Source organism: Mycobacterium haemophilum DSM 44634 (assembly GCF_000340435.2).
GTDB classification, from domain to species: domain Bacteria; phylum Actinomycetota; class Actinomycetes; order Mycobacteriales; family Mycobacteriaceae; genus Mycobacterium; species Mycobacterium haemophilum.
Genome location: NZ_CP011883.2, coordinates 4,069,393 through 4,082,706, shown reverse-complemented (window position 1 = coordinate 4,082,706; position 13,314 = coordinate 4,069,393). Strand labels below are relative to the sequence as shown.

The 13,314-nt window shown below is 61.9% G+C and carries 10 protein-coding genes and 3 pseudogenes; 7 read left to right on the top strand and 6 right to left on the bottom strand.

Going from position 1 to position 13,314, the window contains the following annotated elements:
- Window positions 1–3 precede the first annotated feature (3 nt).
- The 4 genes and pseudogenes from B586_RS22335 to B586_RS19010 form a co-directional block, all read right to left on the bottom strand.
- Window positions 4–469: pseudogene (locus B586_RS22335) on the bottom strand (site-specific integrase); the annotation flags it as partial.
- The gene (locus B586_RS19020) at window positions 453–1,289 is read right to left on the bottom strand and encodes a trypsin-like peptidase domain-containing protein (RefSeq protein WP_236971439.1); all 837 of its coding nucleotides are present in this window, start codon (window positions 1,287–1,289) and stop codon (window positions 453–455) included. The pseudogene B586_RS22335 and the gene B586_RS19020, both read right to left, overlap by 17 nt.
- 518 nt (window positions 1,290–1,807) lie before the next feature.
- A complete protein-coding gene (locus B586_RS19015) occupies window positions 1,808–2,872 on the bottom strand; it encodes a Fic family protein (RefSeq protein ID WP_211141540.1) in 1,065 nt (354 codons plus the stop codon).
- A gap of 865 nt (window positions 2,873–3,737) precedes the next feature.
- Window positions 3,738–4,139, bottom strand: a complete 402-nt coding sequence (locus tag B586_RS19010; protein ID WP_047314820.1) for a group I truncated hemoglobin — start codon at window positions 4,137–4,139, stop codon at window positions 3,738–3,740.
- 499 nt (window positions 4,140–4,638) lie between these two features.
- On the opposite strand from B586_RS19010, the gene B586_RS19000 reads away from it, so the two are divergent.
- The 3 genes from B586_RS19000 to B586_RS21515 all read left to right on the top strand — a co-directional run bounded on the left by B586_RS19000 (window position 4,639) and on the right by B586_RS21515 (window position 7,346).
- Window positions 4,639–5,655 carry a sensor histidine kinase gene (locus B586_RS19000; RefSeq protein ID WP_236971333.1) on the top strand — a complete coding sequence of 339 codons (1,017 nt, stop codon included), beginning with the start codon at window positions 4,639–4,641 and terminating at the stop codon, window positions 5,653–5,655.
- Window positions 5,655–6,311 (top strand): response regulator, encoded by a 657-nt coding sequence (locus B586_RS18995; RefSeq protein WP_047314877.1) that lies wholly within the window; start codon window positions 5,655–5,657, stop codon window positions 6,309–6,311. Before B586_RS19000 ends, B586_RS18995 begins: the two co-directional genes overlap by 1 nt.
- 813 nt (window positions 6,312–7,124) lie before the next feature.
- Window positions 7,125–7,346 carry a hypothetical protein gene (locus B586_RS21515; RefSeq protein WP_168162490.1) on the top strand — a complete coding sequence of 74 codons (222 nt, stop codon included), beginning with the start codon at window positions 7,125–7,127 and terminating at the stop codon, window positions 7,344–7,346.
- Here the strand turns inward: B586_RS21515 and B586_RS18990 are convergent.
- Window positions 7,287–7,533, bottom strand: a pseudogene (locus B586_RS18990) (nuclear transport factor 2 family protein); the annotation flags it as partial. The gene B586_RS21515 and the pseudogene B586_RS18990 overlap by 60 nt on opposite strands.
- Before the next feature lie 76 nt (window positions 7,534–7,609).
- Here B586_RS18990 and B586_RS18985 point away from each other — a divergent pair.
- Entirely contained in the window at window positions 7,610–8,563 is a 954-nt protein-coding gene (locus B586_RS18985; protein WP_054879122.1) for a class I SAM-dependent methyltransferase, read from the top strand.
- Between the two features lie 68 nt (window positions 8,564–8,631).
- Here B586_RS18985 and B586_RS18980 read toward each other — a convergent pair whose 3' ends face one another.
- Complete coding sequence (locus B586_RS18980) at window positions 8,632–9,087, bottom strand: SRPBCC family protein (RefSeq protein WP_047314824.1); 456 nt, start codon at window positions 9,085–9,087, stop codon at window positions 8,632–8,634.
- A gap of 107 nt (window positions 9,088–9,194) precedes the next feature.
- Between B586_RS18980 and B586_RS18975 the strand changes: the two are divergent.
- The 3 genes and pseudogenes from B586_RS18975 to B586_RS18965 all read left to right on the top strand — a co-directional run bounded on the left by B586_RS18975 (window position 9,195) and on the right by B586_RS18965 (window position 13,216).
- A pseudogene (locus B586_RS18975) lies at window positions 9,195–10,536 on the top strand (glycosyltransferase).
- Window positions 10,537–10,958: 422 nt separating this feature from the next.
- On the top strand, window positions 10,959–11,741 hold the full coding sequence (locus B586_RS18970; RefSeq protein ID WP_047316961.1) for a class I SAM-dependent methyltransferase: 783 nt from the start codon (window positions 10,959–10,961) through the stop codon (window positions 11,739–11,741).
- Between the two features lie 206 nt (window positions 11,742–11,947).
- Complete coding sequence (locus tag B586_RS18965; RefSeq protein WP_054879123.1) at window positions 11,948–13,216, top strand: glycosyltransferase; 1,269 nt, start codon at window positions 11,948–11,950, stop codon at window positions 13,214–13,216.
- Window positions 13,217–13,314: the final 98 nt, after the last annotated feature.

Sequence of the window (13,314 nt, the reverse complement as noted above, 5' to 3'; positions counted from 1 at the left end):
CTTTTAGTCTCCACTTTGCTGGCCAGCGAATTTATCCAGCACGGCCCGTACCTCGGGGCCGCGGGTCTGCCGTTGAAGGTAGTGTGCCTCGGTGGTCGCCAGCTTCGCGTGGGAGAGCTGCTGCTGAGCCAGCGCCGGCCCCTAGGGCATCGCGGACGACGGTGGCCACCGTCCGCAGAAACGAGTGGGTGGTCACCCATGACGGATCGGCCGGCAGTGCTGCTCGCAGTGCCCGCCGCATGTTGTTCAGGCTCGTCCATCCGCCGTCCCGGTTGGCGTACACCGGCCCGTCCATCCCGGACTTGCTGACCAACCCGGTCGGCGATTCGACTCCGAACCGAGGCAGCACGACAGTGTGCGGGGGAGCGCTGCCCTTACGCTCGTCCTGGCGGTGCACGGGTTTGCCGGCGATGCGGCCGTGGTCGATCAGAGTGCCGGTGATCGTAACGGGCTTAGTCGGCGGCGTCGCGCGCCGGACGCACGCCGTCTGTGCAAATGCTGGCCACGTCGTCGATACGCCAGACGAAGCCTAGGTCTGAGTCTTTCGAAATCCGGCCGGTGTAGATGCCCAGCAGACGCGAGTGTGTGCCGAGCGTCCATTGGAAGCGGCCATCCTCGGATGGCAGGGGGGTTCCCGGCAGGCGGAAAAGGATTGTGGGTGAACCGGATTGTCCCTTTCGTGTCCTTGCGTCAATAAGGAATGCTGGCAAGGTCTGGTTTCGGTGGACGTAGTTGAAGGCCGGGTCTGAGGCGATTGTCCCGCGAATCCAGAGTGGAAGGAGAGGTCCATTGGTGAGGCCGAATGGGTAGCCGATGATTGAGACATCTTGCGTTATCCACAGTTTCGAGTCCCCACTGTCATCGTCTGGATGCTCCCAGGGGATGATCAGGAGGTGGTCGGTGTCCGGGTTGCTGAAGGCGACCGCGGCGACGTCCATCGCCGAACCGTATTCGGGGTGTTCGAGCCACAACGGATTCAGTCCCTCATCAACAAGGGGAATTAGATGACGCGCGAAAGGTATGAGCATCTGGTCGCTGCCGAGTGTTGTCGACCATCCCTGGGGCGGTGGGCTACCGCGAAGGGCAAGGCGAAGGTGCGTCGGCTCCACTGAATAGTCCGAGCATAAGAATTCATTTGTCTCCCAATGGTGCCCAGTGACGTTATGCCTGGCGGTCAGAATGAAGTCATGGCCGTCCACTCGATAGAAAAAGCCCGTGCCCGTCGCTAAGACCTTGAGCCCTCCATCATCAGAAGACACTGGCTCGCCTCCACTCGGGTTGAAGATCATCTCGAGAAAGACCGTCCGGAACGACACGCCTGGTATCTCAATCTTGAACGCAGTCGGGCCGACCGTTGTAGCTTCTGTACCGGCGCCGCCGGCGCCAGGGTCAATGACGTCGCCAGGGCTCACGGTTACCTAGTCTCCTCTTTCGGAAAGCGAGTCGGCAGGAAGCCGGCTCAGAAGATCCGTTGAACTTTCCCATCGGGTATCAACCGCCCACCTTCGACCAGTTAAGTCGGTATAGGCCACTGCAAAGTAGTCAGCCGGCTTATTCGGTAACTCGTTAGGAACTAGGTAGAGCGCTTGTTCGGTTTCGATCGAGAGATACGGGAGCTCGGCAAACCGTGTAGTAGCTATCTTGCTTGGGGTGCAGATCGATCGATGCGAGCAGCAAGGGACGAATCTCGTGTCCGTCCATTACGAACTTGGTGATCTCGATCTCGAAGATTCGCCCCGTGCGGTGGTTTTGAACTCAGGGGCTGGCCGCGTCCGGCAAGTGGGTGGCAACCGGCACTTAGCAGCGGCTACGGATCCAGTACTCCAAGAACTGCGTCGGCGAACCAACGATGACGCGTCCCCGGTCCTTCGCCCACCTCCCGAACAATGCCCTCCGTGGTAAGCGTGCGGAGCAAGTTCGTGGCACCGGGTTGGCTGACTCCGAGTCGCTTCTGCACCGCACGTACGGTCATGATCGGATTGGCGAACAGCAGATCCGCCACTTCGATTGCACGACTTCTAGATCCCTGCAACTTGAGTCGATAGCTCTCGCGCAGGTCTGCGAGCTCTTCGGCTCGGGTTACTGCGTCAGCTGCTTGACCGGCGATACCCAGCAGGAAGAAATCCAGCCACTCCTTGATCTCGCCACGTTCGCGGACGAACTGGAGCCGGTCGTAGTACTCCTCTTTACGCTGATCGAAGTAGCTCGATATGTAGAGCAAAGGAGTAGGTAGCCGTCCGAGTTTGACCAGGTACAAGATGATGAACAGTCGACCTATTCGGCCGTTGCCATCGAGGAACGGGTGGATCGTCTCGAATTGAAAATGAAGCAGCGCGCAACGCACAAGCAGGGGAAGCTTGGGCTGGTCAATGTGTAAGTATTTCTCCCAATTGTCGAGTGATTTCCACATGTTTTCGATCGTGGGAGGAACGAAACGAGCCGTTTTGGGTTGGTTGTCGGGAGACGAGATCCAGTTCTGGGTTTGACGGAATTCTCCGGGGGTTCTTTCCTGACCACGGACTCCGGTGAGCAGGATTTCGTGCATCTCTCTGATCAGGCGTAGAGAAAGCGGAAAGCCGTCGTCGAGCCGATCCAAGCCGTGCCTGAGCGCACGGATGTAGTTGCGTACCTCTTGGACGTCGGCTCGCGCGGTGACTCCGGTGACGGCCGCGTCGAACACCTCGGTTACAGACGCCTGCGTACCCTCGATTCGCGAACTCGCCACCGCCTCTCGGGTGATGTAGGCATTCACCAGAAGGTGCGGATCGGGCAGAAGCCGCCCGGCGCCAGCCAGTCTCCCAAGCGCCGAGTCCGCCTCGGATAGCAACATGATGGTTCCGGGTGCCAGGGTGAGCTCGTCGGGAACGGGCATTGGGACGAAGGCGTAGTAAGCCGCTGGTCCTCCGGTCGAGACGGCGCGCCCCCATTCGGGAGCTACAAACCTTGTTGGGTCCACGACCACAACCTATAACATAATCCCCGTTTTCTTATAGGTTCCGTGTGTACCTACAACGGTCGTTGGCATCGAACCAATTCCGGTCTAGGAAACTGCCCCGACTACCGACGATGCCGGCGTAGGTAGCCGCGCTACCTCGCGGCTCTGCGTGTGAGTCTCATCTGTCGATGACAGGCGCCACAAAGGTCGACGGGTTGGCGCGTGGACAACATCAGCTCTTATCCTCGGCGAATCGGCTGTGTGACCGACCAGTGGTCGGCCCGGGCCAGCGAGTGCTTCCCGCCGGCGCCGCTCACAGGCGAGCAGCCACGTCCCGATTGCGCCGGCGCCCAGCGCGGTCATCGTGCGCGTCGCGGCGGGGTGGGTGCTGATTATCATCGACATCTACACCAAGGTGAAGAGTCCGGCTGTGACGGCGGCGGGATGCCGATGCGCCCAGCTTCCGTGCGAGCAGCGGACCTCTAGCCCGCAGCGCATACATGTGTGGTTGGTCATGACTTCTCCCTGCCGCTGAGTCTCCATTTTGCTGATACAAACACCTGCAAATCCAACAATATTCGTATGGACTGACACGGACCCATGACTTCGTATCCTGTTGAACAGCAATACTTTAAAAGACTCTGATGGATGGAGCTGTGCGCGTAAAATACGCCAGAAGGTTAGGGGTTCGAATCCCTTCGGGCGCGCATCTTCAGGCGCGCACCTTCGGGCGCGCTCAGCAAATGTATGCCGTCGGTTGATCCTTGACACTCCCTAGGTGAGGGAGTTGCGCGCGGCACATTCAGCGGTGTGCTGTGACGGCGTCCCCCGATGCGATGTCGTCCGCCAGCGGCGCAATCACACCGAATATTTCCACGACTGTGTCCGAGGGGACTCCAGCCGAAAACAGCGAGTCTATGAGATGCCCTGCCACGAGATTGAAGTGGTGCTTGGTGATTCCACGACCTTGATGCACCTGCTTCATCGATACGCCGGTGTATCGCTCCGGGCCGCCGAGAGCGGCCGCAAAGAATTCGACTTGCCGGCCTTTCAGGCGGTTCATATTCGTTCCGGTGAAAAACCTCGACAGGTGATCATCGGCAAGTACACGGGCATAGAAGTCCTCGACAACGAGCTCAAGGGCTTCATGGCCACCGACCCTGTCGTAGATACTGGACTCCGTTCCTATGTCAAATCGTGACATTGGTTTCGTCTCCTCTTAGGTCGAAGTTTCCTCGCTCCGCTCAGCGGACGGGAAGCGACGATTGTTGCGGGTCTGTTGTGCCGGTTACCAGACGTCGGCGAAGGGGCCATTGGAAGTGCCAGAAACGAATTGCGAAGGCGTGGGGTCGATCCGTCTCGCCGGTGAGCTATCAGATGACATTCATCGCGCCCCCTAGGGCTGATCCCTTGGTTGGTCTGAGCAGGTCGGTGATGCGCGCAAGGTCCACATTGGTTGCGAATAGGTGCCGGTTGCTGTCCGAGTCCGCCAACCTATCGCAGCGCGCACCATCCCAGATGCAGATCTGATCCAGACCAACGCTGCTGGACACCGCTATCCGGTCGATATGCCTCGACGCTCCTGTGCACATGACTTTCAGTCTTGGTCGCCGATCGGCCAATCGCTATCGCATTTGACACCCATTTGCGGGGGAATTAAACCTGTATGGACAAACCTGTTGTTCCCGTATCAGGCTAGTGGTGTGAAGCTTCGCTCAGCGGTGATCAACATATTTCGGCGACGAGCGATAATCACAGCGGGCGGTTTGTTTCGCTGGGTTGTTTTGATCAACGGTCTGATCTTTACCCTCGGCACGCTGGTCCTCGTTATGTCGCCGGCAACCGTGTCGAAGCCCATCAAGCTGGCAGAGATCCCGGTCCTTGTGGTCGGGTTGGCGGTCATGTTGACCGCCAACGCGCTGCTCCTGCGCTCGAAGCTTGCCCCCCTGGACCGGCTCGCTGCGTCTATGCGGCGGGTCGATCCGCCCCGGCGGAGCCCCCGCATGCACGACGACCGAGGCTATGGCGACCTACACCACCTCATCATGTCCTTCAACGCCATGCTGGACCGGCTCGAAACCGAGCGGGCTTCCGCGAGCGCGGCGGCGCTGGACGCGCAGGAAAACGAGCGTCAACGGATCGCCCGGGAATTGCATGACGAGATCGGCCAAACCCTCACCGTCGCCCTGCTGCGCCTCAAGCGGGCCGTTGACTGCGCGCCCCCTAAGATATGCGGCGAACTCCGGGACGCTCAGGAAACCGTGCGCGCCAGCCTCGATGAGGTGCGTAGCATCGCTCGCCGACTGCGCCCGGATGCGCTTGATGAGCTTGGCTTGCCGAGCGCGCTGCATGCACTGTGCGACGAGTTCCCACAAGCGACGGGTGTCGACGTCGTCAAACACATTGCCCCGCAATCCGACCGGCTGAAGCCTGACGTCGAGCTGGTCTGCTACCGCATCGCCCAAGAGAGCCTGACCAACGTCGCCCGCCATTCCGGCGCCAACAAGGCGTGGTTGGACTTTCATGTCACCACAAACGAACTCACGCTGCGGATCGCCGACGACGGCCGCGGCGGGATAGTCTCCGAGGGCGCGGGGATCAGCGGTATGCGTGAACGCGCACTGCTGGTGAATGGCACCCTGAGGATCACCTCGCCGACCACCGAGGGGACTGAAGTCAGGCTAGTGGTACCGCTGCCGTCGACTGGTCGAAACCGATGATGGTGTCGCAGCCAGCGCGCATCCTGCTTGCCGACGACCACGCGCTCGTGCGAAGTGGTTTGCGGATGATCCTGGATGCTGAGCCGGACCTCTGCGTGGTCGCCGAGGCTGCCGACGGGTGCGAGGCGCTCGCGGCTCTCGACGACACCCCCGTCGACCTGGCCATCCTCGACATCGCGATGCCGAGGATGACCGGGCTGCAGGCTGCGCGAGAGATCCACCGCAGGCACCCCCGTGTGCGGATACTAATGTTGTCGATGTACGACAACGAGCAGTACTTCTTCGAAGCGCTTAGGGTCGGCGCATCTGGCTACGTCCTCAAATCCGTGGCCGACCGCGATCTACTCGAGGCGTGCCGGGCGACCATGCGCGGTGAGCCATTTCTGTATGCCGGTGCGGTGACCGCCCTGATCCGGGAATACCTGCGCCGAGCACGGCAAGGTGATGCGTTGCCCGACACCATTCTCACGCCACGTGAGGAGGAAGTGCTGAAACTAATCGCTGAGGGCCACTCAGCTCGCGAAATTGCGGAAACCCTTGGCATCAGCAACAAAACGGTGGACCGGCACCGGACAAACACCCTACAGAAGCTGGGCCTGCGCGACCGCTTGGCGCTAACCCGATACGCGATCAGAACCGGCCTGACCGAGCCCTGATGGCCGTCAATATGGTCAATACGATCTTCAGCGCATCGGCAGCACAAACGACGGACCGCTCAATCTGCCGAAGCCTGCCGTTCACGGAACCGCTGGCTGATCCCCACGGCCGCCGCCATCGTGCGGGGCTGGCCCCCTATCGAGTTGGGCCGGCGGCCGCACCAGCTGACGTCCACACGTGCGGTGCGGGATACAACCACAGTTGAGGCCGATTATACAACCCTGGTGGTCACTAACTCCGCTCTTGCCGGTGTGACCTCTGGGACCAGTCGGAAACGGATGTGCTGCCGTTACGCTGAACGAAGGGGTGGTTGTCGTCGTCCTAGTTGCCGACTTACCGGCGACGCCAGCGTCGTATCCGACCGCTGAGACAAGGATGGCTACACCACCGAAAAGCGTCACTGCCGTCCTAGTCGTGAATGTCATCAGATTCCTCTGTTCTTCAGATTCCTCTGTTCTTTGCATGTTCCTTTTTCGTCTCAGAGCAACGTTATTCATTCACGCGCCTGCGCAAAATCGGGTTTAACCCTCACCGGCAAGGCAATTGGACCCGTAGTTCGAAGCAGTTTGTCCTGGGTGATCGCGACGAGCTGCCCGGTGGCCCGCGTCGCGGCCGAGATCGGAGTCGGCAAGCAGGAGTTGGGTGTGTCTCGAACTATGGCGCGCTCGGCTGGTCATACTGGCCCGACCCCGATCGGTTGGTCCGGGGTGATCTGTCCCGGTCGTTTTGAGCCGTGGTTATGCGAGCTGAGGGACCGAATAGGTGGATGTCGTTTGCCAGGGGGATAGGACCAGTTTGGAGCTGGTTTTGCCATGAGCATGGGACCACCCGCAAGACGGTCGACGTCAAATTTGTTGAGCCGCTACCAGCCAAGGCCGGCACGCCGCGGCATCGCCCAGCACAGTGGGGTCGGCGCAGCTGGCGATCAAGTGGTGGTGCGGCATGTCGGAGTCGGCCAGTGCGGCAAGGACTTTGACCATGCCGTCCCGGAATACGAACGTGTCGACGCCGTCGTCACCGCGGCTGACCGCTGAATCGGCGGCCCACCTTGCCCCGCGAGACTCCGGCCGCGGTGATTATCACGGAATCATCGGTGTAATCGGCGACGATCTCGTCGAGGTCGCCCGTGGCGGGCGAAGACTTCTGCTGCGTGCGTGTCGGCGTTGATGTCACGGCGCTCCGCTGCGAGCTGTCCAGTGTCTGGGAAAAAGCGTAGGCCATTCTTAATGAGCGGGCCCGGCGGTCGGCAGCTGAAAGAATGAAGTGGAACTAATTTTCTGGCTGGGAGGCAGAGGCGATGCCGCGTACCGACAATGATTCCTGGGATATTACCCAGAGCGTGGGAGCCACCGCGCTAGGTGTTGCTGCGGCGCGCGCCGCGGAGACCGAGAGCGAAAATCCGCTCATCAACGACCCGTTCGCGCGTGTGTTCGTGGACGCGGCGGGCGACGGAATGTGGAGCATCTACGCCAATCCCACGCTGCATGCCGCGGCATCGGAGCTGGACCCGACGATACCGGCGCGGATCCAGCTGATGATCGACTTCATGGCTACCCGGACCGCGTTCTTTGACGAGTTCTTTCTCGCCGCCGCCGACGCTGGTGTTCGCCAGGTGGTGATTTTGGCGGCGGGCTTGGACGCACGGGCATGGCGGCTGCCATGGCCCGACGGCACCGTCGTCTACGAGCTTGACCAGCCCAAAGTGTTGGAATTCAAATCCGCCACGTTGCGAGAGCACGGTGCGCATCCGACGGCACAGCTGGTGCAAGTTCCGATCGACCTCCGTCAAGATTGGCCAAAGGCTTTGCAGGATGCTGGGTTTGACGCATCACAGCGGTGCGTTTGGTCGGCGGAGGGACTGGTGCGTTACTTGCCGGCGCAAGCGCAGGACCTGTTGTTTGAGCGCATACATGCGCTTAGCTCGGGCGGCAGCTGGCTGGCTTCCAACGTTCCCGGCGAGGGTTTCCTCGACCCCGACCTCGTGCGGCGCCAGCGGGAGGAGATGCAGCGCATGCGGGATGTGGCGGCCAAGCTGGCCCATACCGACGTCACGGACTACGAAGACCTTTGGTATCCCGAGGAGCGCACGGCCGTCGCCGACTGGCTGCGCGATCGCGGCTGGGACGTCTCGGCGGCAACCTTCAGGGAGCTGATGGCTCGCTACGGCCGCAACGTTCCGCCCGATGCCGAGGACACAATGCCGCCAACCCTTTTCGTGTCCGCGCAGCGGGCAGGCTACGGGCGTCGGTAGAACGACACGCGCTGAGCGTGGCCAGTTCAGCTAGCGCGTGAACGCGAGGCGCGAATTCCGCACCCCGTTTAGTTGGCGTCGTCCCTAGCTGGGGGCAACTGTTCGGCGTGCTGCTTGAGTTTTTCGGCGAGGCGGTCGAGTGCGGTGTTGAGGAGCATCTTCACCATGGGCGCGGGCACCGGCAGGGTGAGCTCGATATCGAGATCCACCGTCAGCACGCTGCCCGCCTCGGCCTCCGTCACGCAGAACAGCTGCTCCTGCTTGGAATACAGGTCGCCTTGCTGCATGACGGTTTGAATCTGGTTCACGTCCGGGTAGTACACGGCTTGGATATAGGTGCCCTGCATGCCTTGAAAGTCGATGTCGATGCGCAACTGGCTGGGACGCCCATCGTCGTAGCGAGCGAGCACCCAGACGCCTTTGATCCACTCATGCCACTGTGGGTACGACTCGAAATCGGCGACGATGGCCATGATCGTTGCAACGTCGGTACCGATCTCGACGGTCTTGCTTAAAACTGGCATTGGCGAAGCATAGCCGGGTGCAGGGCGACTCATCGAACAAGCAGTCTGGGAGTCCATCAGGCCCCGCGGCCACAATTTGCCGTATTTTCCAAGTTCGCGCGTAGTGCGTGTACGCTACGGCGTCGAGGTGGGGAACTAACGATTAGCGGTCGCAGTGACGTGAGAAGGGACGCCGGCATGAGCACGGCACCGGACGCCGGAGCTGAGCCTGCGCCCCGCAGGCTGCGGATCCTATTTTTCGGCGAGGCAGTGACCCTGGCCCACGTCGTTCGGCCGTACGTCCTGGCGCAGTCGCTGGACCCCAGCCGCTATGAGGTCCACTTCGCCTGCGACCCGCGGTACAACAAGCTTCTAGGAGCCTTCCCTTTCCGCCATCACCCGATCCACACCATCACTAGCGAGCGGTTTCACGGCAACCTGGTTCAGGGCCGCTTCTACTCCACGCGGGCACTGCGGAAGTACGTGGAAGAGGACACTAAGGTGCTGGCCGAGGTCGCGCCGGACCTAGTCGTCGGTGATCTCCGTATTTCACTCTCGGTCAGTGCCCGACTGGCTGGCGTCCCATACATCGCCATCGCGAACGCCTACTGGAGTCCCCAGGCCCGCCGCCGCGGATTTCCGCTGCCGGACTTGCTGTGGACCCACTTGTTCAGCGTCAGGCTGGTCAAACTCCTCTACCGCCTGGAACGCCCGTTGTTCTTTGTTTACCAGTGCCTGCCGCTCAATTGGGTCCGCCGGAAGCACAGGTTGCCGAGTCTGGGCTGGGATTTGTGCCGCATTTTCACCGACGGTGACTACACCCTGTACGCCGACGTGCCCGAACTGGTGCCGACCGACAACCTGCCGGCCAACCACCAATACCTCGGCCCGGTCTTGTGGTCGCCCGCTGTGCAGCCGCCGGACTGGTGGGACTCGTTGCCCACCGACAGACCGATCGTCTATGCCACCCTAGGTAGTTCCGGCCGGAAGAACCTGTTGCAGGTCGTGTTGAACGCCCTGGCGGACTTGCCGGTGACGGTGATCGCGGCCACCGCGGGCCATAGCACGCTGCAAAACGTGCCGGCCAACGCCTTCGTGGCCGACTATCTGCCGGGCGAGGCGGCCGCAGCCCGCTCGGCTGTGGTGGTCTGCAACGGCGGCAGCCCGACGACCCAGCAGGCCTTGGCGGCCGGAGTACCGGTGGTCGGGATAGCCGGCAACCTGGATCAACACCTGAACATGGAGGCCGTCGAGCAGGCCGGCGCGGGAGTGCTGCTGCGCACGGAGCGGCTCAAGAGTCGCCGGGTGGCCGACGCGGTAAACCAGGTGCTCAGTCGGGCCGAGTACCGACAAGGTGCCCAACGACTCGCCGAAGCCTTCGGGCGAGACCGCATTGGATTCCCGCAACACGTGGAGAGTGCATTGCGGCTGGCGCTGGAGAACCTGCCCCCGACGTCGCTGGCCAGCTAGTTAGACAACACCGCGGATCCAGCGCGGTGACGAGTGATCACCAGTGATGTTGTGAGCGGCGCTGATTCGGCGCGAATGTGGGGCAAAAGGTCGGGCAGCGCGGCCAATGACGATGCTGCGGCCGATTGATGTTGGCTGCGAACGCCAACTGCCGCAAGAGGTTCTGGTGCAAACGTTGAACGGGTGGGGTGGCTTTTCCCCAGCTTCGCGGTAGTCTCCGGCTCCCAACGTGCACCACTTTAGATGCTGGCTTAGGATACGAGCGGGTCAAGAGCTTGAATTACTTTGACGAGCCACAGTTCTAGGAAGGTGGCTATCTCATTTGGCGGCTGGTTCCTGACTGGCTCGCATACCATTATTCAAACAATAGTTCGATGCCATATACGGGCTAGGGTTGTCCGTCTCGGCGAAAGGAACCTGCCATGGGAGTAACCGAAACTGCGAATGCGCTCATGTGGCGCGTCCTCGAAGAAAGTTGGAACAACATCCAATTCTTCTTGGGGAAGGATCGTCACCGGATCAGGGCCGTGCGGCAGGCGCTTGAGGGGCGCGCGGCGCCTGTCTACCTCGAGATCGGTGTGTCGCGCGGATTTGTATTTCGGCATATTGCCGCCGACGAGAAGGTCGCCGTCGACCCGGCTTTCCAGCTTTCGGCGCGCTCCCGCAGGTTGGCTGCCGCGCAGGCGCGTGCTACCCACTACTGCGAGATGACTAGCGACGCTTTTTTCGCGAACGAGACGGCGTTGCTGGAGCGGCGCGCCATCGATGTCGCCCTGATCGACGGGCTGCATACCTATGAACAGGTCGTGCGTGACGTCGAGAACACCCTGCGCTATCTGCGCGACGATGGCGTCATCGTGCTGCATGACTGCAACCCCAAGTCGGCGTCGGCCGGCTGCCCGGCGACGTCTTACGCCGACTTTCGTGCGCAGAACCACTGGTGGGAAGGCCTGTGGTGCGGCGATGTTTGGAAGGCGATTGTGCACCTGCGCAGCACCCGGCCAGACCTACGAATCGCGGTGCTGGACTGTGACTTTGGCGTCGGGATCATACGAAAGGGATCGCCGGAACGGCCGCTGTCGTACTCGGCCGAGCAGGTCGCGGCGCTTAATTACGCGGATCTTGCCGCCGACCGCGAGCGCTTGCTTAACCTGAAGCCGCCCGCGTACCTAGACGAATTTCTCGGCTCGTCGAGCGTGATTTAGCTTGGCAGCCTCAGCAAAAACCGGTCGTCGATACTGAAGTCGACTACGGCGCTGCGCGAAACACGCAAATCGCCAACCCAAATCGGGGCGCCCCCATACCGCCCGCCGCACATTTTGCCGACATTTTCCCAGTGTGCGTGTACGCTACGGCGTCGGGGTGGCGGGTAGCGATTGACGTCGCCAGCGATGTGAGAAGGGACGCATGCATGAGCATCGCACCGAACGCACCTGAGCCTGCGCCCCGCAGGCTGCGGATCCTATTTATTGCCGAGGCAGTGTCCCTGGCTCACGTCGTGCGGCCGTTCGCCCTGGCGCGGTTGCTGGACCCGAGCCGCTATGAGGTCCACTTCGCCTGCGACCCGCGGTTCAACAAACTGTTGGGCCCGCTCCCTTTCCCTCACCATCCGATCTACACCGTGCCCACCGACCAACATCTCGCCAAGATGGCTCAGGGCCGACTTTGCTACACCCCGAAGACGTTACGGAAGTACGTTGCGGAGGACACAAAGCTGCTGGCCGAGGTCGCCCCGGACCTAGTCGTCAGTGACCTGCGCCTGACGCTGTCCGTCAGCGCCCGACTGGCCGGCATCCCCTACATTGCCATCGCGAACGCCTATTGGAGTCCCCACGCTCGGCGCCGGTTTCCGATGCCGGAAGTGCTGTGGAGCCGCCTCCTCGGCGTCTGGTTGGTCAGCCTCCTGTTCCGCATCTACCACCCAGTGGTCTTTGCTTTCCATTGCCTGCCGTTCAACTGGGTCCGCCGGAAGTATGGATTGCCCAGTCTGGGCTCAAATCCTTGCCGCCATTTCACCGAAGGTGACTACACCCTGTATGCCGATGTGCCCGAGCTGGTGCCGACGGACAACCTGCCGGTCAACCACCAATACCTTGGCCCGGTCTTGTGGTCGCCGGCCGGGGAGCCGCCGGACTGGTGGGATTCGTTGCCGACCGACCGGCCGATCGTCTATGCGACCCTGGGTAGTTCCGGCGGGAAGAACCTGTTGCAGCTGGTGTTGAACGCGCTGGCGGACTTGCCGGTGACGGTGATCGCGGCCACCGCCGGCCGCAGCGAGCTGCAGAACGTGCCGGCCAACGCCTTCGTGGCCGACTACCTGCCGGGTGAGGCGGCCGCAGCCCGCTCGGCTGTGGTGGTCTGCAACGGCGGCAGCTTGACGACGCAGCAGGCGTTTGTGGCAGGAGTGCCGGTGGTCGGGGTCGCCAGCAATCTGGATCAGCATCTGAACATGGAGGCCGTCGAGCAGGCCGGTGCGGGTGTGCTGCTGCGCACGGAGCGGCTTAAGAGTCGGCGGGTGGCTGACGCCGTAACGCAGGTGCTCAGTCGGGCCGAGTACCGACAAGCCGCCCAACGGCTCGCCGAAGCCTTCGGACGGGACCGCGCCGGATTCCCGCAGCACGTGGAGCACGTGTTACGCCTCGCGTCGGAGAACCTGCCCTCGTCATCGTTGGCCAGCTAGCAGACAACACGGCAGGGTGGGGGCCCTCACGCTACGGATCGTCATGTGACGGTCGCCGCCGTTCACTTCGGTGAGCTCGCTGCTGGTGTGACCTCGCG

Bases quoted from the DNA above. Each gene is read 5' to 3' on its own strand.
- B586_RS18970 (WP_047316961.1), top strand. From the start codon at position 10,959: ATGGGAGTAACCGAAACTGCGAATGCGCTCATGTGGCGCGTCCTCGAA.
- B586_RS19010 (WP_047314820.1), bottom strand. From the start codon at position 4,139: ATGTCACGATTTGACATAGGAACGGAGTCCAGTATCTACGACAGGGTC.
- B586_RS18985 (WP_054879122.1), top strand. From the start codon at position 7,610: ATGCCGCGTACCGACAATGATTCCTGGGATATTACCCAGAGCGTGGGA.
- B586_RS21515 (WP_168162490.1), top strand. From the start codon at position 7,125: ATGAGCATGGGACCACCCGCAAGACGGTCGACGTCAAATTTGTTGAGC.
- B586_RS18965 (WP_054879123.1), top strand. From the start codon at position 11,948: ATGAGCATCGCACCGAACGCACCTGAGCCTGCGCCCCGCAGGCTGCGG.
- B586_RS18980 (WP_047314824.1), bottom strand. From the start codon at position 9,087: ATGCCAGTTTTAAGCAAGACCGTCGAGATCGGTACCGACGTTGCAACG.
- B586_RS19015 (WP_211141540.1), bottom strand. From the start codon at position 2,872: ATGCCCGTTCCCGACGAGCTCACCCTGGCACCCGGAACCATCATGTTG.
- B586_RS18995 (WP_047314877.1), top strand. From the start codon at position 5,655: ATGGTGTCGCAGCCAGCGCGCATCCTGCTTGCCGACGACCACGCGCTC.
- B586_RS19020 (WP_236971439.1), bottom strand. From the start codon at position 1,289: ATGATCTTCAACCCGAGTGGAGGCGAGCCAGTGTCTTCTGATGATGGA.